Annotated in this window: 18 protein-coding genes; 6 read left to right on the plus strand and 12 right to left on the minus strand. The window is 66.3% G+C overall.

Annotation, left to right across the window (positions count from 1 at the left end; translation table 11 throughout):
• The first annotated feature begins 82 nt into the window (after positions 1-82).
• Positions 83-1,657, plus strand: a complete 1,575-nt coding sequence (locus tag M2299_RS01130; RefSeq protein WP_280883686.1) for a CocE/NonD family hydrolase — start codon at positions 83-85, stop codon at positions 1,655-1,657.
• An 80-nt stretch (positions 1,658-1,737) separates the two neighbouring features.
• The gene (locus M2299_RS01135; RefSeq protein WP_280883687.1) at positions 1,738-2,097 is read left to right on the plus strand and encodes a hypothetical protein; all 360 of its coding nucleotides are present in this window, start codon (positions 1,738-1,740) and stop codon (positions 2,095-2,097) included.
• Positions 2,098-2,254: 157 nt separating this feature from the next.
• Here M2299_RS01135 and M2299_RS01140 read toward each other — a convergent pair whose 3' ends face one another.
• The gene (locus M2299_RS01140) at positions 2,255-2,602 is read right to left on the minus strand and encodes a hypothetical protein (RefSeq protein ID WP_280883688.1); all 348 of its coding nucleotides are present in this window, start codon (positions 2,600-2,602) and stop codon (positions 2,255-2,257) included.
• 238 nt (positions 2,603-2,840) lie between these two features.
• Between M2299_RS01140 and M2299_RS01145 the strand changes: the two genes are divergently transcribed.
• A complete protein-coding gene (locus M2299_RS01145; RefSeq protein ID WP_154231483.1) occupies positions 2,841-2,999 on the plus strand; it encodes a hypothetical protein in 159 nt (52 codons plus the stop codon).
• 66 nt (positions 3,000-3,065) lie between these two features.
• Here M2299_RS01145 and M2299_RS01150 read toward each other — a convergent pair whose 3' ends face one another.
• Genes M2299_RS01150 through M2299_RS01160 form a run of 3 tightly spaced genes read right to left on the minus strand, consistent with a single transcriptional unit; the run spans position 3,066 to position 6,073 of the window.
• Complete coding sequence (locus M2299_RS01150; protein ID WP_080148734.1) at positions 3,066-4,088, minus strand: NADP-dependent oxidoreductase; 1,023 nt, start codon at positions 4,086-4,088, stop codon at positions 3,066-3,068.
• 52 nt (positions 4,089-4,140) lie between these two features.
• Positions 4,141-4,929: an SDR family oxidoreductase gene (locus M2299_RS01155; RefSeq protein ID WP_025874510.1), complete on the minus strand. Its 789-nt coding sequence runs from the start codon at positions 4,927-4,929 to the stop codon at positions 4,141-4,143.
• Between the two features lie 46 nt (positions 4,930-4,975).
• Positions 4,976-6,073 carry an alkene reductase gene (locus tag M2299_RS01160; protein ID WP_280883689.1) on the minus strand — a complete coding sequence of 366 codons (1,098 nt, stop codon included), beginning with the start codon at positions 6,071-6,073 and terminating at the stop codon, positions 4,976-4,978.
• A 144-nt stretch (positions 6,074-6,217) separates the two neighbouring features.
• On the opposite strand from M2299_RS01160, the gene M2299_RS01165 reads away from it, so the two are divergent.
• Positions 6,218-6,799 carry a TetR family transcriptional regulator gene (locus tag M2299_RS01165; RefSeq protein WP_025874512.1) on the plus strand — a complete coding sequence of 194 codons (582 nt, stop codon included), beginning with the start codon at positions 6,218-6,220 and terminating at the stop codon, positions 6,797-6,799.
• 61 nt (positions 6,800-6,860) lie between these two features.
• On the opposite strand, the gene M2299_RS01170 is transcribed toward M2299_RS01165, so the two are convergent.
• The gene (locus M2299_RS01170) at positions 6,861-7,556 is read right to left on the minus strand and encodes a type 1 glutamine amidotransferase domain-containing protein (protein ID WP_223485588.1); all 696 of its coding nucleotides are present in this window, start codon (positions 7,554-7,556) and stop codon (positions 6,861-6,863) included.
• A gap of 16 nt (positions 7,557-7,572) precedes the next feature.
• On the minus strand, positions 7,573-8,508 hold the full coding sequence (locus M2299_RS01175; RefSeq protein ID WP_025874514.1) for an NAD-dependent epimerase/dehydratase family protein: 936 nt from the start codon (positions 8,506-8,508) through the stop codon (positions 7,573-7,575).
• Positions 8,509-8,682: 174 nt separating this feature from the next.
• On the opposite strand from M2299_RS01175, the gene M2299_RS01180 reads away from it, so the two are divergent.
• Entirely contained in the window at positions 8,683-9,135 is a 453-nt protein-coding gene (locus tag M2299_RS01180; protein ID WP_099784156.1) for a MerR family transcriptional regulator, read from the plus strand.
• 26 nt (positions 9,136-9,161) lie between these two features.
• On the opposite strand, the gene M2299_RS01185 is transcribed toward M2299_RS01180, so the two are convergent.
• Complete coding sequence (locus tag M2299_RS01185) at positions 9,162-10,823, minus strand: fatty acid--CoA ligase (RefSeq protein ID WP_280883690.1); 1,662 nt, start codon at positions 10,821-10,823, stop codon at positions 9,162-9,164.
• Between the two features lie 25 nt (positions 10,824-10,848).
• Entirely contained in the window at positions 10,849-12,693 is a 1,845-nt protein-coding gene (locus tag M2299_RS01190; protein WP_280883691.1) for a 3-hydroxybutyrate oligomer hydrolase family protein, read from the minus strand.
• Between the two features lie 88 nt (positions 12,694-12,781).
• Here M2299_RS01190 and M2299_RS01195 point away from each other — a divergent pair, with 88 nt between their 5' ends.
• Positions 12,782-13,456, plus strand: coding sequence for a response regulator transcription factor (locus M2299_RS01195; RefSeq protein ID WP_099842518.1), 675 nt, complete (start codon positions 12,782-12,784; stop codon positions 13,454-13,456).
• A gap of 7 nt (positions 13,457-13,463) precedes the next feature.
• On the opposite strand, the gene M2299_RS01200 is transcribed toward M2299_RS01195, so the two are convergent.
• From M2299_RS01200 to M2299_RS01215, 4 genes are all read right to left on the minus strand, one after another.
• Entirely contained in the window at positions 13,464-16,796 is a 3,333-nt protein-coding gene (locus M2299_RS01200; RefSeq protein ID WP_280883692.1) for a PAS-domain containing protein, read from the minus strand.
• 69 nt (positions 16,797-16,865) lie between these two features.
• Positions 16,866-17,351, minus strand: coding sequence for a MaoC family dehydratase (locus tag M2299_RS01205; protein WP_280883693.1), 486 nt, complete (start codon positions 17,349-17,351; stop codon positions 16,866-16,868).
• Complete coding sequence (locus tag M2299_RS01210) at positions 17,348-18,226, minus strand: alpha/beta hydrolase (protein WP_280883694.1); 879 nt, start codon at positions 18,224-18,226, stop codon at positions 17,348-17,350. The genes M2299_RS01205 and M2299_RS01210 overlap by 4 nt, the downstream gene beginning before the upstream one ends.
• 11 nt (positions 18,227-18,237) lie before the next feature.
• Positions 18,238-20,412 (minus strand): TonB-dependent receptor, encoded by a 2,175-nt coding sequence (locus M2299_RS01215; RefSeq protein WP_280883761.1) that lies wholly within the window; start codon positions 20,410-20,412, stop codon positions 18,238-18,240.
• Positions 20,413-20,504: the final 92 nt, after the last annotated feature.

A 20,504-nucleotide genomic window follows, 5' to 3' on the forward strand; every position in this document is an offset into this window, starting at 1 on the left:
ATGCTGCAACGCAAGGTGTAAGCCACCATTCGCACTGGTACGGTCCTGCCCGTTGCACCACCAACGACGGGGAGAGACGACGATGCGCAAGGTATTGCTGCTGTTGATCCTGCTGACCGGACTGGCGCCCACCGCCTGGGCTGCCACGGTCAAGACCACCCACCGCACCCTTCCCAGTTGGGATGGCACGCCCCTCGGGGTCTTTGTCATCGAACCCCAGGACGCAGGTGGCGGCAAGTACCCGCTGCTGGTGATGCCCAGCAGCTGGGCCGTTCCCAGCGTGGAATACGTAGGGGTGGCACAGTCCCTGGCCAAGCGCGGCTATGTGGTCCTCAGCTACAGCTCGCGCGGCTTCTGGGAGTCCGGCGGGGCCATCGATATCGCCGGGCCGGCCACGGTCGAGGATGTCAGCGCATTGATCGACTGGGCGCTGGACAACACCCAGGCCGACCCGGCGCGGATCGGCGTCTCGGGCATCTCCTACGGCGCCGGCACCAGCCTGCTGGCGGCGGCACGCGATCCCCGCATCAAGGCGGTGGCCGCCCTCAGCGGATGGGCCGACCTGCAGGCGTCGCTGTACGCCAACGACACCCCCAGCGCACAGGGAATCGCGCTGCTGGTGGCCGCCGGCCTGGTCACCGGCCGACCCGGGGCAGAGCTGGCCACGATCAACCGCAACGTGGTGGTCGGCAACTACCAGGGTGCAGTGGAATCGCTGCTGCCCGTGGCCGCCATCCGCAGCCCCGCTGCGAGCATCAGCGAGATCAACGCCAACCAGCCGGCCGTGTTCCTGGCCAACGCCTTCAACGACAGCCTGTTCCCGCCGGGTCAGCTGGTGGACTTCTTCAACCAGCTGAAAGGCCCCAAGCAGCTGCAACTGCGCCACGGCGACCATGCCCTCAACGAGGCCTTGGGCGCACTGGGCATTCCCAACGAGGTCTACGACTCGGCGGGTGACTGGTTCGACCATTACCTCAAGGGCGTGACCAACGGCATCGACCGCGAGCCGGCGGTGCAGCTGAAGTCGCAGAAGGGCAGCTGGAGCAGCTACCCGAACTGGCAGGCGACCAACAGTGGTGCGGTCAGCTACGCGTTGACCGCACCCGGCGGCATGCTTCTGCCCACTGGCGGCCTGGCTGAGAACGGGCGCAGCAATGGCTGGAACTACCGCATCGGCAGTGGCCTGGCTACCGCCGCCAATTCCGGCGTGGCGATGGTGTCCGGCTCGCTGCAGATGATCAACCTGCCGCCGGGTGCGTACGTGCCCTTCATCGGGCGCAACGCCGCCGGCGTCTGGCAGGGGCCGGTGTACTGGAACGCACGCCGCCTGGACGGCGCGCCGGAAGTACGGGTGACCGTTACCCCCAGCCGCGCCAACACCACGCTGTATGCCTATCTGTACGCGGAAGATGTGCTGGGCAATGGCCAGCTGATCAGCCACAAGCCCTACACCCTGCGAGGCGTTGCGCCCGGCCAGGCGACCACCCTCGATCTGCGCCTGGAAGCGAGCAGCTGGAACATTCCGGCGGGCAGCCGGCTGACGCTGGTGGTCGATACGGTGGACCTGCGCTATGCAGGCATCAGCCAGTTGGGCGGGGCGGTGACCTTCAGTTCGCCCGCGTCCGCACCATCGGTGCTGAAGGTGCCGTTGCATTGAGTTGCAAGCGGGCGCCCGTCGTTGCGGGTGCCTGCTTGCGTTGGTTACGCTGTTCGCATTCATGACGCATGGAGTATTCGATGGGGCCGGAAACGCTGATCGGCACAGCGGCAGCCGCCATCGCGCTGGTGGTAGTGCTGGCCCTGTTCAACAAGAAGCGACAGCCACCTTCGCGGATCTTCAAGTGCGGTCGCTGCGGCAGCGCCGCTCACCACAACGATCGCACCAGCAACGCCTGCCGCAATGGCAAGACCCGGTTCTTCTGTCAGGCCTGCCATCGCCAGTGGCTGCAGTCACAGCCGCCGTCCGAGCGGAGAAGCGGCGACGCTCGGAGCGATTTCACATCCACCACCAGCAACAGCAACGGCGGCTGCCTTGGCGTGCTCGCCCTGCTGGCCGTGTTGCCACTGGGCGGATGGCTGGCCTGGGCCTGTATCTGACACTACGTGTTGTGCCGTGCTGCAGCGTGCGGGGCCTCCTGCCATCCTGTCAGATCCAGCTGAGGACACCAGAAGACACCTGCGGACCGCGTGTTGCACTCAAAGCTTGCCGGCCGTCCTGTAGCGGGACGCGCCCTGTTCGATCAGCATCTGCAGCTCACGCAGAAGAGCCGGGTCCCAGGCATCGAAGTTGAAGCAGGACTTTCCTTGCATATGCTTCTTCAGGGGCCGGGCTGATGCCCACCAGAAGCTCGGGAAAGGTGTAGACGGGCATGAAGTGGAATGAATGCCTGCGGCCCGATGCCTTCACCGCGCCGAAGAACTGCGCCTTGCCCTTGGCGTCTGCGTTCCTGCAATTGGCGTAGAAGTGACCAGCATCATCGTGTACCACCAGAAGATCGGCCTTGTAGGTGAGCAGCAGATCCCGCAGGGCGACGAACAGGTCGGGCGACGGACTGCCCAATGCACTGTTCGGCTGGGAGGCAGGCAGGCGAGGGTTCTTCATCGAAGTCGGCCCGGAGGGGAGTGCAGCGGGGATATCGTGCGCAGGTTCTGCCGGGCCAGCCTAGCACGCGCCCAGAGGCGGGTAAGGGCGCGATCGGTGCTGCCCGGATACAGGCGTCGGGCAGAGGAGGATATGGGTCCTGATGGTACGGGCCAGTGTTGGCAGATGGAGATGGACTTGCAGCCTCGAGCACCTGACCATGGCGCTGCAAACACACCCCCCGCAACCTGGCACCTCGATGAAGACTCTGGCTTTGATCGCACTTTCTCTTTCCATCTGCATCAGCCTTGCCGGATGCATCGCCCCGTTCCGCGTCAAGGCGCGTGAATATGCGGCCGCCGGCACGACCGCGCCCAAAACGCCGGCTCCGTCGATTCCTGCAGCGCCACCGCGGTGAAGGCGCGGAGCAGCAATGGGCGAGGGCTTCGGTGCTGTTGAAAGCAGCGGGCCCGATGCTGCCTCCTCAGGGCTGCACGTGCTGTGTGTGCACCATCTGCACCACCACCTTGCCCTTGGCGCGGCCGCCGTCCATGTAGGCCAATGCTCTGCCGGTTTCCTCGAAGGGAAAGACCGTGTCCACCACCGGGCGCAGGGCGCCTGATTCGACCAGTGCCGTGACCTGTTCCAGCTGTTGCCCATCAGCACGCATGAACACGAAGCTGTACCGGATGTTCCTGCGCGCGGCCTTGCGGCGGATGCGAAGGCTCAACAGGCGCAGCACCTGCCGAAGCGGCCAGGCCAATCCTCTTGCCGCACCGAATGCCGGCGTGGGTGGCCCGGAAATGGAAATCAGGTGACCGCCGGGCTTGAGGATGCCGAGGGATCGATCGAGTTCGTCGCTGCCGAGGCTGTTGAGGACCACGTCGTAGTCACGCAGCACGGCAGCGAAGTCCTGCTGCCGGTAATCGATGACGACGTCCGCACCCAGTGCCTTCACCCAGGCAACGTTGGCCGTGCTGGTGGTGGTGGCGACGAAGGCACCCAGGTGTTTGGCAAGCTGGATCGCAATCGTGCCGACGCCACCGGAGCCGGCCTGGATGAAGACCCGCTGTCCCTTCTTCAGTGCTGCGGTTTCGACCAGCACCTGCCAGGCGGTCAGTGCCACAAGTGGCAGGGCGGCCGCCTCGACCATGCCAAGGTTCTTCGGTATTGGTGCTACCGAAGAGGCCTTGACCGCGATGTACTCGGCAAATCCGCCGATGCGATCATCGTCCGGGCGGGCATACACCGGGTCGCCCGGCTTGAACCGGCCTGCGCGATCGCCGACCCGCACCACCGTCCCGGCCACATCGTTGCCCAGGATCAACGGAAAGCGATAGGGCAGGATCTGTTTGAACTCGCCGTGCCTGATCTTGCTGTCCAGTGCATTCACGCCTGCGGCATGAACCCGGATCAGGACATCGTCGTCGCCCACATGCGGCTCGGGCACGTCGGCGATGCGGCCGACGTCCTTGCTGCTGTAGCGGTCAATGATGAAGGCTTTCATGGCGGACGGTTCCTGCAGTGATGGGGCCGGGTGGATGCAACGGAGGCCGGCCTCAGGCGCCGGTGCGGTAGCGCTCTGCGGCGTGCGCCTGGCGGATGTCGCCGAGCAGGGCCTGACGTGCGCCATCCAGCGTGTCCCAGCGTTCGGCCACGTGCAGCGGCGGAATGGTCACCGTTTCGCGACGATCGAAGCCGACCAGCGCTGCATCGACCAGTTCGCCCACGTCCATCACTTCAGCAAGCGTGGTGATGTCGATACCGGCGCGTTCCCAGATCTCGGTGCGCGTGGCAGCGGGCAGCACCGCCTGCACATGGACGCCCTTCGGGGCCAGTTCCTGGCTCAGGCCCTGCGACAGGAACAGTACGTACGCCTTGCTCGCGCCGTACACGGACATGCCGAACTCCGGTGCAAGGCCAACCACCGATCCGATGTTGACGATCGCGCCGTTGCCGGCACCGACCAGCCGCGGCGCAATAGCGGCGGCCAGGCGCGTGAGCGCGGTGGTGTTCAGGGTGACCAGGCGTTCGATGGCGTCGGCCGACTGTGCGAGGAAGTCGCCGGACTGGGCGATACCGGCATTGTTGATGAGGATTCCGATGCGCGCATCGTCGCGCAGCCGTGCCTCGACCGTGGCCAGCGCGTCAGCCTGGGTGAGATCGGCCGGCAGTATGTCCACCGCCACGCCGGTCTCTTGGCGCAGTCGCGCGGCGAGTGCTTCCAGTCGGGCGCTGTCACGCGCGACCAGGACGAGGTCATGCCCGCGCCGCGCGAAGCGGTCGGCATAGGTGGCACCGATGCCGCTGGAAGCGCCGGTGATGAGGACGGAAGGGAGGACGGACATGATGGGCTTCTCTGGACGGGGGACGTGTCGGATGCGGGCGGCCGCGTTACTGCGCGTGCGCTTCAGCCAGGGTGGGGTAGTCGGTGTAGCCTTCGGCGCCACCGCCATACAGCGTGGCCGGGTTCAGTGCCGCCAGCGCTGCGCCGCGCTTGAGGCGCTCGACCAGATCGGGGTTGCTGATGAACGGGCGACCGAAGGCGACCAGATCGGCCTTGCCTTCGGATACACGGGCGCTGGCCAGCTGCAGGTCGTAGCCGTTGTTGGCCAGGTAGGTGCCGTTGAAGCGACGGCGCAGCCCACCGAAGTCGAACGGTGCCACATCGCGCGGGCCACCCGTGGCGCCCTCGACCACATGCAGGTAGACAATGCCCAGCGCGCTGAGTTGATCGACGATGTAGTCGTACTGGGGCTGCGGATCGCTGACGGTGGAAATGGCATTGGCCGGCGACACCGGCGAAATGCGCACGCCGGTGCGGTCAGCGCCGATTTCGCGCGCCACCGCAGCGGTCACCTCAAGCAGGAGGCGGGCACGGTTCTCGACCGAGCCGCCATACGCGTCGGTGCGCTGGTTGGCCCCGTCCTTGATGAACTGTTCGAGCAGGTAGCCGTTGGCGCCGTGGATCTCCACGCCGTCAAAACCCGCTGCGATGGCGTTGGCAGCGGCTTGGCGGAAATCGTCGACGATGGCGGGCAGCTCGTCGATGTCCAGGGCGCGCGGCTCGGACACATCGACAAAACCATTGTTGACGAAGGTCTTGGTCTGCGCGCGGAGGGCCGAGGCGGAAACCGGCGCGGCGTTGCCGGGCTGCAGGTCGACGTGCGAGATGCGGCCGACGTGCCACAGCTGCACGAAGATGTGCCCGCCGCGTGCGTGCACCGCATCGGTGACGGTGCGCCAGCCGTCGATCTGGTCCTGCGTGTACAGCCCCGGGGTGTCCTGGTAGCCCTGCGCCTGCGCCGAGACCTGGGTGGCTTCGGTGATGATCAGGCCGGCTGATGCGCGCTGGGCGTAGTAGGTGCTCGCCAGCGGACTGGGCACCAGGCCCTGGCCGGCGCGGTTGCGCGTCAGCGGTGCCATCACGATGCGGTTGGCCAGCGTCAGCGGGCCGAGGGGATAGGGCTGGAAAAGCGTGGCGTCGGACATGGGAGGGTGGGCTCGTCTACGGAGGAGGGGTCTAGATCAATGATGATGACCATCATCATTGATGTCAATGGTTTGATGATGAATATAATCTATGTGTGTTAAAGTGCCCTCCACACGCGACAGGACTCCCAAGGGCGAAGGCTCATGAAGGTCACCAAGGCACAGGCTCAGGCCAACCGGGCACACATCGTCGAAACCGCCTCCACGCTGTTCCGCGAGCGCGGCTACGACGGCGTTGGCGTGGCCGACCTGATGGCCGCCGCTGGCTTCACCCATGGCGGCTTCTACAAGCATTTCGGCTCGAAGGCCGACCTGATGGCCGAAGCAGCCGCCTGCGGCCTGACCAGCTCGGCTGCAGCGGTGGCTGATCTGGATGTGCAGGCATTCGTGAGCGAGTACCTGTCCCGCGCGCACCGCGACGGGCCCGGCCAGGGTTGCACGCTGGCGGCGCTGTGCACGGACGCGGCGCGGCAGACGGACGCGGTCAAGGCTGCCTTTGCGGCCGGCATCGAGGCCAGGCTGGCAACACGTGCCACGCAGGAGGGGCAGGCGCAGCGCGATCCGGACGATGCGGCGCGTGCGCGCAGGATTGCGCTGATGGCTCAAGCGGTCGGCGCGCTGGTGCTGTCGAGGTCCTGCCCGGACGAATCGCCGCTGGCGGACGAAATCCTGGATGCATGCCGGGCGGATCTGCTGGCCCGGTTGCCAGCTGCGTCCAGCCGCTGAGCTGCGCCTTCCAGCGCCAGGACGTGCTGGAAGACGCTGCGCTGAAAGGCAATGGCCGGTGCTAGCCGGACGTGCGCAGCAGCGCCGCAACCGCTTTTGCCGTCGCCTTGGCCGACTGCGGATTCTGGCCGGTGACCAGCCTGCCATCGACAACCACCTTCGGCACGAACGGCAGTAGTCCCTTCTCGTACAGCGCTCCTCGCCGGGACATTTCCGCCTGCGCGTTGTACGGCATCTGCCTGGAAACACCCGCCAGGATTTCCTCGGCCCAGGAGAATCCTGTTACCCGCCGGCCCTGCACCAGCAGTTGCCCATCGCTCAGCCGGGTATTGAGCAGGCCGCAATAGCCGTGGCAGACCGCCGAGACGATCCCGCCCTGCTCATGGATGTCCCGCGTGATTTTCTGGATGCCCTCGCTGTCCGGGAAATCCCACATCACCGCATGCCCACCGGTGAAGTAGATCGCGTCGTACGCGGCAGCGTCGACGTTGTCGGGGGCGAGCGTGTTGTCCAGCAGTGCCATGCGCGCCGGATCCCGCAGCCATGCCTTCGCCGAATGGTCCAGCGCCGGCCATTTCAGCGAGCGCGGCTCAAGTGGTGAGTGCCCGCCGCGTGGGCTGACCAGGTGCTGTTCATGGCCTTGCCCGGCGAACAGGTCGTAGGCATGCGTCAGTTCCGACAACCAGAGCCCGGTCCTGTGGCTGGGGTCATCGTAATGCGCGACGTTGGTGACAACATGAAGGATGCGACGGTTCATCAGATACGCCTCTGGCTCATTTTCCGGTTTCCCATTCGTGCTTGATCTGCCGCAGTCCTGCGTCGTAGCTGGTCACGGGAAAGTCGGGAAAGCGCTGCTTGAACTTTCCGGATTCGAAGCGATTGTCATGCTCATAGCGCGGCAGCAGCTCCCGAATCTCGCGCGCACCTTTCGAGAACAGGCCGGCGATGTACAGCGCAGTCCTGCCGAGGGTGGCATGGGTGTCCGGCCTGCCGAACACAGTGCAGGCCAGGGTGGCGAACTGGGCATAGGTCAATCTCGGCTCACTGCAGGGCAGATGCCACGTCTGGTTCTGCGCGTCGGGCGTATTGCCCAGCAGTGCGAGCGCGCGACTGGCGTCGGGCGTCCAGATCAGCGTTCTGAGGGTATCGTCGCGCAGTGGCACGCGCGGCGACTTGCCAGCCTTCAGCCTGTCGATGACGAGGGCATTGGTGAAGCTCTGCGTGCTGCCCGGACCATAGAATTCCGGTGCTCGGGCGATGGTGACGGCGATGCGCCCGGCTGCCATCTCATCCAGGACCATGCGCGCCATCTCTGCGCGCACGCGTGCCTTCCTGCCGGCCGGTGCGAACGCGGTGTCCTCGGTCTGCGCAGCCGCCGTCTGCGGATACATGTAGGTATTGTCGAAGTACGCAAATGCAGCGCCGGTGGCGACGGCGGCATCCAGTGCGTTCTTCAGCATGGAAGGAAACTGCCGCTCCCAGAGCCCTGAATCCGGCGGCAGCCCTGCGGTGAAATAGACGATGTCGCTGCCTTCAACGGCTTTCAGCGTCTGCTCTGCGTCCAGCAGGTCCGCCGGCACAAGCTGGTCGCCCGTGTTGACCGGCCGCGGCGTGCGGCTCACCAGGCGAAGGTCGTCGGTGTAGGTGCGCCTCAACGCGCGCGCCAGTTCCTGGGCGATCTGGCCGTTTGCTCCCAGAATGGTCTGCATCTCTTTTCCTTGGGCGTCCGGGCCTCTGATCGCCCGGGGTGGAAGTTCAGCCCAGGGCGCCGGCGCCACAGTGCCGCGCGGGTGCTCGCCAGACCGCCGTCGGCAACCTCTCACGCTGACGGTCGCGGCAGTGTATGTTTAAAGTCAACTTGAAGGTCAAGGGGCAGTGGCAGGATGAAAATCGGGGATCTGGCCAAGGCCACGGGCCTGGCCCCATCGCGTATCCGGTTCTATGAGGCCGAAGGCCTGATCAGCGCGCCGCCCAGGGGGAGCAATGGCTACCGGATCTATTCCCCGGACGTATTGGGCGTGCTGCAGATCATCGACAACGCGCAACGCGTCGGCTTCTCACTTGATGAGATCCGGCATTTCCTGCCTGGGGGCACGCAGGCGTGCGATCACCAAGGCCTGGTCGAGTCGCTGGGCAGGCGCCTGGCCGAGATCCGACGCTTGATCCTGCAACTGCAGGAGAACGAAGCGCGCCTGCTGGGCATCATCGAGGGTGTCACCCAACGTCCTGAGGGCATTTCCTGCACCGACAACCAGGTCAGGCTGATGGATCTGCTGGACCCTCCACGGCGCCAGCGGCGCGGGCGCGCAGGGCGACCAAGTAGAGGAATGAAGTGACCCTTCGTTGGCCGCAGGCCGCAGCGTCAACCTGCGTCGGTGGCTGCGCCCACATCATGCAGGCTGCGCAGCTTCTTCTTGTTGATCTTGCCCACGCTGGTGCGTTCCAGCGAATCGACGAAGCTGACGCGGTCGGGGATCGCGTAGCGGGAGATATCACCGGACCGGCTGCGTCCTGCGACCAGTTCGATGATCTCTGCCTCGGTCACATCGCTGCCGTGCTGCCGGACCACCAACGGCAGCGGTCGCTCGCCCCATTTCGTATCGCTGATGCCGATGACCGCGACCTCGTTGACCGCCGGATGCAGGGCGATGATGTCCTCCAGGGCGAGCGAGGAGATCCACTCGCCACCGGTCTTGATCACATCCTTGATGCGGTCGGTCACGCGCAGGTAGCCGCTGCCATCGATGTTGCCGATGTCCCCGGTGTGCAGGTAACCGCCGGCCCATAACGCCGTCGAAGCGTCCGGATTGTGCAGATAGCCCTGGGTGAGCCAGGGCGTGCGCACCACCACTTCCCCGGTGGCGATGCCATCGTGGGCAACATCGTTCATGTGTTCGTCGACGATGCGCAGGTCAACCAGCGGCACCGGAATGCCGGCCTTGGTGCGCAGGGATAGCTCCTCGTCCGGGCCGTCCACGGCGTCGACATCGATCTGCGCGAGGGTGAGCAGCGGGCAGGTTTCGGACATGCCGTAGCCGCCGAAGATGTCGATGCCACGGGCCAGTGCCTGCTGCGCCAGTGCCCGCGGTAGTGCCGCGCCGCCGATGATCACCTTCCAGCGGCGCAGGTCGGTATCGGCAGCGGCGGGATGGCCCAGCAGCATATGCAGGATGGTCGGCACGCAGTGCGAGAACGTCACCTTCTCGCGGGCGATCAGCGCCAGCAACGCGCCCGGCAGGTAGCGACCGGGGTAGACCTGCTTGATGCCCAGCAGCGTGGCCACGTACGGCATGCCCCAGGCATGGACATGGAACATCGGCGTGATCGGCATGTAGACATCGTCGCGGTGCAGGCGGCCCTGGCTGGACGCGCTGCCGAGGGCTGCCATCGCCGCAAGCGAGTGCAGTACCAGTTGCCGATGGCTGAAGTACACGCCTTTGGGCAGGCCCGTGGTGCCGGTCGTATAGAACGTGGTGGCGCGGGTGTTCTCGTCGAAGTCCGGGAAGCGGGTGATGGGCGTGGCCTCGCGCAGCCCGGCCTCATACTCGGTCACGAAACCCGCTGGCAGCGGGCCCTCATCATCATCCAGCAGGATGCGCGTGCGCACGTCCGGCAGCTGTTCTTCGATGGCGTCCAGCACTGGCAGGAACTCGCGGTTGGCAAGGATCACCCGCGCACCGCTGTGATTGAGCGTATAGGCAATCTGCTCGGGCGCCAGGCGGATGTTCACCATCATCAGCACCGCTCCGATCATCGGCACGGCGAAATAGCTCTCCAGGTAGCGGTTGCTGTCCCAATCCATCACTGCCACCGTATCGCCGCGCTTTACCCCGAGCGAGGTCAGCAGCCCGGCCAACTGGCCGATGCGCGCCTGCAGGGTGCGGTAATCGAAGCGGACCTTGTCGCCGTAGATGATTTCCTGCTGTGGACGCACTGCCAGAGGTGTCAGCAGCAGCTGCTTGATCAGCAGGGGGTAGGCATGAGGCTCGGCGGCGGGCGCGTCTGCGGCGGTGGCGAATGACATGTGATCTTCCTGATGGGGCGGCGCGTCAGCGGCCGGGGGGCGCGGGAATGGACAGCTGCTCGCGTAGCAGCGGCGCTTCCGCGCGTGGGCTCGGCTGGATGAGTGCATCCTGCGGCAGCGCTCGCCCTGGATCTTCAAGGTGTTCCCACACCTGGTCCATCGCCGCGAACAGGTAGGGCAGCAGCGGGACGTAGCGCTTCCGGTAGTCCGGGAAGGCCAGCAGCGAGTCGAAGTGCTGTGCCTTGTTCACCCGCCAATAGGCGATCTGCGCCCCGGCTTTGCGGGCAAGTGGCACGTAGCGATCACTGGTCATGCTGATCGGTACCAGCCCGTCGTCCAGGCCATGGATGACCACGATCGGCAGGCCGCGACGCGGCGCCTTGGCAGTCGCTGCGGCGATGCCGGCGCGTACCCGTCGGGCATCGGCGCTGTCACTCTCGCCAAGTGCGCGCAAGCAGCGCAGGCCACGCAGCGGATCAGCTGCCGCCCCGGTGGCATTGCCGTCCACCAGAACCACGCCGCTGCCCGGCGGGATGCCACTGCCCTCGCTCCACCAGGTTGCACGAACCTCGGCCGTGGCCGCGTGGGGTCTGCCGTCGGTGCCGGCGGCCGAGAAGCTGTACGCGCAGGGATGTTCGCCCGTGGCGTAGCGTCCATAGGCTGACGAGTAGGTCGCTGCGATGGCGCGCCACAGATCGAAACCGGTGGAGAATGCACCGGCGCGAAGTGCATCGGCGCTCAAACCCGCGTCGAGCAGCTGCTGCCGTGCCGACCGTGCCTGTGCTGCAGTGTCATCGCCTTGCACCAACCCAGCGGATTTCAGCGTGGCACATCGCTGGGTCCACCCCGGCACGGCCTGCGCCCGCATCGGCGGTTGTGGCAGATCGTCCTCCGTCAGCAGGGCACAGGGCATCAGCAACGCGGCCTGGGTGACGAAGTCATACAACGCTGGTGCGCCGGCCACCGAGACATTGGGTTCGCCGGCCACCATTGCATCGAACCAGTCGCCTTCGATCTCCGCCGCGCGCAGCACGGCGCCACCGCCATTGGATACGCCCACGCCCAGCGTGCGTGTATTGGCCGCAGTGAACGGGGCCGATTGCGGATAGGCCCGGTCCAGCGCCTGCAGGCCGAACTGCAGCGCCTGCAGCAGATGGCGTCCCCAGTCTGCTTCCGGGTTGTCACCCGAATGAGCATGTTTGAAGGCGATTCCCTGCGCGGCTGTCGCACCCGCAGGAATGAAGGCCAACGCGCCTTGGCTGGCTGGCGTGCCGTCTGCCTGGAAGCCGGCCTTGGCGTCCAGATCGTAGTAATCACTGCCGGCACCCTTGTCGGTATAGGCGACCGCGCAGCCATGTGCCAGGCCCCAGCTGCCGGCAACCGCGATCGCGCCATGGATGCCACGCGAGCCGGAAGATGCCGCGACGACCAGGCAGCGCCGCGCGGCGTCGAAGCTGTCGGGCACCTGCACCAGTACCCGATGGGGATGGCGGGCGCCGGGAACGCGCGCATAGGCGGAGAATTCGCGGCCGGGTACCGCCTGCAGGCTGCCGTAGACATCGCCAAAGCCGCCGCCGGGTGTCAGGTCGGCGATGCCGCGCCAGCTGCTCCAGATCGCACGACGCCGTGCTTCCTCGGCCGTGGGCTGGGCCGGGTTGGCAAACGCCGGCGCGGTGGCCGAGCGCAGGGCGTCGATGCCCAGGCCTGCGGTCAGCAGTTCGTCGCTGCCGCGATGCACGGTTTCCCGCCACTGCTCGAACACCGGAACAGCGGTAGTGGGGCGGGGCGGGGCGGCGTGGGTGCTGGAGATGCTGCCCAGAAGCAATGGCAGCGCGGCGCACAGCAGCATGACGGGGCGGTGGATGTTCATTGCTCCACCCTAACCATCCGGGCGGCGCACGCCAGCGTACCTTGGTACCCGTGCCCAGGCGCAGGCGATTTGCTAACCTCGGCTGGACATGCCGACCCTGCTTATCGCCGATGACCACCCCTTGTTCCGCGCGGCGCTGCATCGCGCCGCTGAAGAAGCGGTGGCTGACCTGCAGATCAGCGAGGCCGATTCGCTGCACGGCGTGCTCGAAGCGATCGAGAACCAGCAGATCGATCTGATGCTGCTGGACCTGCACATGCCGGGCAACCACGGCCTGGCCGGACTGGCGACCATACGTGCGCTGCAACCGGGGCTGGCGATCATCATCGTTTCGGCCAATGAAGAGCCGCACGTGATCCGCCGCGCCATCGACCTGGGCGCAGCCGGGTACCTGCCCAAGAGCTCGGGCCTGACCGACCTGCAGTCCGCACTGCAGACCGTGCTGGAAGGTGAGCGCTGGATACCGGCGCTGCTGCGCGAGCCGGTGGCGCGGGTGGCGCCCTTCAGCAAGGACGCCGATCTTGCCGCGCGCTTGTCCAGCCTGTCCGCGCATCAGTACAAGGTGCTGAGCCTGGTGGCCGAAGGGCTGCTCAACAAGCAGATCGCCGACCGGCTGGGCGTGCAGTTGCGCACGGTCAAGGCACACATGACCCGCATCATGGGACGACTGGGCGTACGCAATCGCGCGCAGGCCATCCGCGTGCTGCACGAGATGGGGTTGACCGACCCATCCCGGCAGATCGAAGACGCGCAGGACGCCTGATCCTTCGTCAGGTCCTTTCCGTGCTGGCCGTTGCCAGCAGATGGTTGATCGCCCAGCGCAGCGCCAGCGGCTTGAACGGTTTGTTCAGCAGTGACAGGCCCACACTGCGCACCGCCTCGCGCGTGTCATTGCCGGTATCGGCACTGAGGATCACCGTCGGCCGCGCGCCATGCACGGCGACGAGGCGCTTCCACAGTGCGACGCCGGTATCGCCCTCATCAAGGTGGTAGTCGAACAGCCACAGTGCCGCCTCATGTGCGGACGCGCCCAGCGCAACGACATCACGCGCGGCGATGACATCGCAGCCCCAGGCAAGCAGCATCAGCCGCATTGCCTCCAGCGCCTCCGCATCGTTGTCGACCACCAGCACGCGGATGCCCTTGATGCTGCTGTTGCCAGCGGCGGGCTCAGTGCGTGGGGCCGCCGGTGGCGCTGCCCGCGCCACGGTGATGGAAAAGGCCGAGCCGCGATCCAGTTCGCTTTGCAGTTCCAACGGTGCATGCAGCAGGTCGGCAATGCGGTGCGCGATGGTCAGGCCAAGACCGAGGCCCTGGCCATTGCTGCGGTCGCCACGGTGGAATTCCTCGAACACCACGGCTTGTTGCTCCGGCGCGATGCCGGGGCCGCTGTCATGCACGCCGATCGACAGTGCCTGGCCGTGCCGGCGAACGCCCAGCAGCACGCCGCCACGGCGGGTGTAGCGGATGGCGTTGGCCAGGAAGTTCTGCAGTACGCGGCGCAGCAGCAACGGGTCGCTGTGCACCCACGCGCGGGTGCGCACATGGCGGAACTGCAGGCCGCGTGCGGCGGCCAGCACGGCGAACTCCTGCGCAAGCGGCTCCAGCACGGTCGACAATGCGAACGGGCGCGGATCGGCCACCAGGCCACCGGCTTCCAGTCGCGAAATATCCAGCAGGCCCGACAGCAGATCGTCGGTGGAATCCAGCGCGCCGCGAATCTGGCGCAGGAAACTGTCCAGGAATTCCGATTCGATGTGCTGCGACATGGCGTCGGTCAACAGCTGCGCCGCATGCAGGGGCTGGATCAGGTCATGGCCGACCGCGGTCAGGAAGCGGGTCTTGGCCACGTTGGCCCGCTCGGCTTCATGCACGGCCTGTTCAAGCCGGGCGGTGCGGTCCTGTACGCGACGCTCCAGGGTTTCGTTACTGCGCTTGAGCGCGTCCTCTGCCTGCCGGAAGGCGGTGACATCGGTGAAGGTGGCCACGTAGCCGCCACCGGGCATTGGGTTGCCTCGGATCTCAACGATGGTGTTGTCCGGGAAAATCCGCTCGGAAAGGTGCGGCGTGCCGCGCCGCATGTGCACCACCCGCCGCTGCAACGCCTTGTCGCGCGAGTCACCAGGGGTGTCGCCGATCTTCAGCTGTCCCAGTGCCCACGCCGTCAGGTTCGACACCGGCTGCCCCACCTGCAGCAGCTCCGGCGGGAACTTGAACAGCGCGGCGTAGCGGCTGTTCCAGGCCACCAGCTGCAGCTGCGCATCGACCACGCTGATGCCCTGGCTCATGTTTTCCAGGGCGGCCTCCAGCAGGCGCTGGTTGAAGCGCAGTACCTGGGTGGCTTCACCGACCGCGCGGGTAACAGCGTCCAGCGGCGCAGCGCCACCATCGCGTGCCGCCTCCACCAGCAGCCGCGCCATGCCTGCACCGACCACGGCGGTCAGTTCGCGCTCGATGGCAGTCACCCGGTCGTCGTCCAGCATCTGCCCGGCGTGCCCGTCCATCAGCTGGCGTGCCCGTTCCTGGCCGAGGAAGCGACCAGCCGTCTTGCGCAACGATGCAGCAGCCACCGCGTCGCGCTGCCGAGGCACAGAAGGACGCACCGCGCGCGACACCAGCACCACGGTTACCAGGTTGACGGCCAGGCTGGCGCCCATGCTGATGGCGATATGGCCCGGCTGCATGCGCAGCGAGAACATCGCCAGCCAGTGCAGTCCGTCGGGACCGGCCGACGCCAGCGGGGCAGGGAGCACCATGGGCAGCAGCACCAGCCACAACCAGACCAGCGAGCCCAGTACGATGCCGGCGATGATGGCCGGGGAGGGCGTGCGCGGACGGTACACCGCCAGCAGCACCGCCGGTGCCAGTTGCGAGAGTGCGGTGAATGACATCAGGCCGAAATCGCTGAGTGCCTCGGTGCCACTCATCGCGCGGCTGTACAGCCACGACATCAGGAACACGGCGAGGATGCCGGCGCGCCGGAAGGCCAGCACCCGCGGTCGTAGATCCGCGCCGGTGTTGAAGCCATTGACGCCGCTCAGCAGGCGCGAGCCCACACCGTGGTTGCCGAGCATGATCGACAGGGTCAGCCCGGACAGGATCATCATGCCGGTGGCGGCACTCAGGCTGCCCAGGTATGCCAGCAGTGCCAGCAGGTGATGGCCGCGCTCCTGCGGCAGGGCCAGCACGTACAGATCCGGCGTCATCGAGGGCGGCAGCTGCGCGGCACCGGCCAGTGCCATCGGCACCGACGGCAGGCCGATCAACAGCAGGTAGACCGGGAACAGCCAGCGCGCCGTCTTCAGGTCCGACGACTGGCGCAGCTCGACCACGCCCACATGGAACTGATGGGGCAGGGTGAACGCGGCCATCGCACCGAGCGCCACCATGGTCAGGTAATCCGGCACCACCGCCGGCGGCGGCAGGTGCGCCATCTTCTCAAGCAGCGGCGTGCCGGCCTTGTGCACCGATAGCGCGGCATACAGGCCAATGGCCAGCAGTGCCGTCAGCTTCAACAGCGATTCCAGGCCCAGCGCGACCACGATGCCGCGGTTGTGCTCGGTCGCCGACGCCTTGCGTGCACCGAACAGGGTGGTAAACGCCGCCATCGTCAGCGCGAACCAGAACGACACGTCCAGCTGCCAGCCAACGGGTGCGAACTGATCACCGAGCAGGGCGGCAAGACCCTGGCTGACCGCTTTGAGCTGCAGCGCGATGTAGGGAATGATGCCGAACAGCGCGACCAGGGTGATGGTGATGCCCAGCCCTTGGTCGGCGCGCAGGCGCGCGACCACCAGGTCGGCGATGGTGGCACTGTTGTGCTGTTTGGCCAATCGGCCCAGCCGCACCAGGAACGGCAGGCCGAAGGCAAAAATGAGGGCCATGCCGATCAGTGTCGGCGGAATCGGGAAGCCCCATTGCACGCCCTGCGAGGCAGCCCCGTAGTAGGTCCACGCCGTGCAGTGCACGCCCAGTGACAGCGCGTAGATGGCTGGCCATACCTTTGACAGCCGATGCCCCTGGCGTTCCCCCCACAGGGCGACGCCGAACAGCAGCACGGTCCACGCGATGCAGGCGAACAGGACGATGGAAGGCGTCAACATCGCTCCAGTGTAGAGAGAACCGCGGCCGGCGGGCAGCCGGCCCGCCCCGCGCGGGAGGACGGTGCGGCGCTAGTCGGCGAGCACGATCAGCGACAACTGTTCGGCGACCACGGCTGTCTCGCCGGCGGGAACCACTTCCACGGTCTTGTGCTGGGTCAGCAGCCACTGCCCGGACCTGCGCGCTTCCAAGGACATCAGCTGCGAGCGCACCCGTACCTCGGAACCGCTCGGCACCGGCGCCAGGAAGCGGACCTTGTTCAAGCCGTAGTTCAGTACGTGGGCGATGCCGGGAAAACCGGCCAGGGCCCCCACGTCGTCCTCTACGGTAAGCGAGAGCAGAAGGAACCCATGGGCGATGGTCTGCCCGCCCGGCAGGCCGGTCCGTGCGCGGGCAGGATCGGTGTGGATCCAATTGTGGTCACCGGTGGCCTCGGCGAAAGCATCGATGCGCGACTGCGCGATGCGCGTGCTGCCGCTCAGCCGCTCGCTTGCCGCCCATTGGTGCAGGGCCTGCAGGGCGGCAGGCAGCGCATCCCTCGACACGCCGGAACTCATCGCACGCGCTCCAGCAATGCCAGGATCGCGTCACGCGCCTCGGGCTCGGACAGCATCGGCGCATGACCCACCTCCGGTACTTCAACGAGGCGGGCATTGGGCGACGTGGCGGTCATCTGCTGCGCGACATCGGCAGGCAGGATGTCCGACAGCGCCCCACGAACCACCAGCACCGGTACGCGTGCGGTCAGCCCACGCACCGCGCGCCATAGTACCGGGCGCAGCAGCCACAGCAGCCACGGCCGCGTGGTGCGGATCACCGCCGGGTCGTAGTCCAGTTCCAGCAGGCCATCGCTGCGCTGGCGGAACGTGCGTACGGCCATCGCCCGCCAGTCGTCGGCGGTGAAGCGCGGGAACGCGGCCTTGCCGATGGATTCCACATAGGTCGTGGCCTGTGCCAGGTCCATCGGTGGCACGGGCTTGCCGGCGTACTTGCCGATCCGCGCCAGCGCTTCGCGCGGCACCTTGGGGCCGGCATCGTTCAGAACTGCCGCGGCGACCAGCCCGGGCGCACGCGAGGCCAGGGTGATGGTGACCAGCACCCCCAGCGAGGTGCCGACGAATACCGCCTTGTCGATGTTCTGCGACCGCAGCAGCGCCACCATGTCGTCGGCATAGGTGCGCGGGTTGTAGCTGGACGGGTCCGATGCGCGTTCCGAACCTGCGCGTCCACGCAGGTCAACTGCGATCACCCGCCAGCCGACGGCGGTCAACGATTGCGCAAGGGCATCGAAGTCGGCGCCATTGCGGGTCAGGCCGGGGATGCAGACCACGGTGCCGCGCGCCGGCTGCGCACCTGCAGGTGCATGGTCACGCGCATGCAGACGCAGGCCATCGTCACTTTTCCAGTACAGATCATCGTAAGACGGTGTCATGCAGAAGCTTCCTAGAAATCGTAACGGACGCTGAGGCTATATTGGCGCGGCGGCCCATAGAAACCAATCAGCGTGCCGACCGCCGGAATGTTGTAACCGGTGGTGCGGTACTCCTTGTCGGCCAGGTTGGTGCCCTGCAGCGAGAAGGTCCAGGCGTCGTCAAGCTTCCAGATCACGCCGGCATTGACCAGCCCGTAGCCGTCCTGGCGGATCACCGGGCTCAGATCGGTGGTCGGCCACACTTCACTCTGGTAGCTGTAGCTCACCCGTGCGGACAGGTTGCTGCCATTGGCCAGGTCGGTGCGGTACTCCACGTTCAACGCGCCCGAGAAGTCCGGTGCGTTGGTGAACTTCATCTGCTTGGCCACGTTGACGCCGCGGTCCAAGTACTCGTCATACTTGGCATCCAGCCAGGCCAGGTTGCCGGAGATCAGCCAGTGCTGGCTGGGCAGGTACTGGTACTCGATTTCCAGGCCGTTGATGGTGCCGGCGCCGGCATTGGTGAAATCGCCGAAGAAGGCATCGTCGACACCGTCGCCGTTGGTATCGATGCCGGTGAACACCGACAGCTGGATGTCCTTGTACTTGTTGTGGAACGCCGACAGGTTCAGGAACAGGCGCTGGTCGAGGAAGGCCATCTTGCTGCCGATCTCGAAGCTGTCGACCGTCTCGTCATCGAACGGCTCGGCCGAGCGTGGCACCGCAACGGCATTGGCGCGGATGTTGTAGCCGCCGGACTTGAAGCCACGCGTGGCCAGGCCGTAGACCATGATGTCCGGGGTGATCTGGTAATCCAGCGATACCTTGGGCGAGATGTTCTTGAAATTGGTCTTCTTGTCGAAATCGGCGGCGACCGCGATCGGACGGGTGAACGTCGCATCCGAGTAGAAGCGGTTGAGCACGATCGCGCGCTTGTCCTCGTCGGTGTAGCGGGCGCCGACGTCCAGCTTCAGCTTGCTGGTCAGGTCGAACGTCCAGTCGGCGTACAGCGCGATGCTGTCGGTGAGCACCTTGCCACGGGTGTCGCCGAACTGCAGGTTGAAGAAGTTGTTGCGGATCTGTCCACCGGCCTCGCCACTGAACTGGTACAGGCCCACCACGCCGCGCACGCGGCCGCCGGCATCGTAGTTCAGCTGCACCTCGTTGCTGACCTGGTCGTCATGATAAGTGCCACCCACATCGGCCAGCTTGACCGGCGTGCTGTCGAAGTCGATGTTCGCGTCGCTGTCCGACTCGCGCTTGGCCACCACGTATTTCAGCGCAACGTCTTCGCTGGGCCGCCAGTTCACCGTGGCCGAGGCGCCCTTGGTCTCCACGCTGTTGAGGTTGCGCATGCCCGAGCGGATGTCGTAGCGGTCATCCATCGGCGGGTAGGCGCGCACGAACGGGTTGGGTGCCAGCATCTTCGAGCCACGCATGCCCGACTGGTCGTCGATCCAGTCCAGGGCGAACTGCACGTCGAAATCATCGCCCGCGTACGCACCCAGGTTGAAGCGTGCAGCATTGATCTGCTTGTCACTGACCGGCTGGTTGGTGAAGGTGTTCTCGCCGAAGCCGTCACGATTCATGCTGGCCACCGCCACGCGCGCGCGCAGGCCGCTGTCGGCCCCGCCGATCGGGCCGCCGATCGCCGCCTTGGCGTCCAGCTGGCTGTAGTTGCCCACGGTGATCTGGGCGAAGCCTTCGGTCTGGGTGGGCAGGCCGCGCGAGATGTACTTGATGGCACCGCCAATGGTGTTCTTGCCGTACAGCGTGCCCTGCGGACCGCGCAGCACCTCGATGCGCGAGACATCGAACACGTCCAGCAACGCGCCCTGCGGACGGGCGATGTAGACGTCGTCCAGGTAGATGCCCACGCCCGGGTCAGCACCCCAGGTAGGGTCGGACTGGCCGATGCCGCGGATGTAGGCGGTGACCGTGCTGCTGGCGCCGCGCGCCGCGTAGATGGTCAGGTTGGGGACCTGTCCATCAAGGTCGCTGATGTCCTGGACGTTCATCTTGTCCAGGGCTTCGGACGTAAAGGCGGTGACGGCAACCGGCACCTCCTGCAGGGTTTCCTCGCGCTTGCGTGCGGTCACCGTGATGCTGTCCAGGTTGGTGGCCGAAGCGCTGCGGCCGGCTGCCGGCGCGCCCTGCGGTGCGTCCTGCGCCAGGACCGGCCCGGTGGCCAACAGCGTGCCGATCATCAGGCTCAAGCAATTCCGTTTCATTCGGTCCTCCCCCAAGGCATGTACGCGGCGAATGGCCCATTGCCACCCATGGACGCTAGGCTAGCGGC

Source organism: Stenotrophomonas sp. 1278 (assembly GCF_029892765.1).
In the GTDB taxonomy this organism is placed as follows: Bacteria; Pseudomonadota; Gammaproteobacteria; order Xanthomonadales; family Xanthomonadaceae; genus Stenotrophomonas; species Stenotrophomonas indicatrix.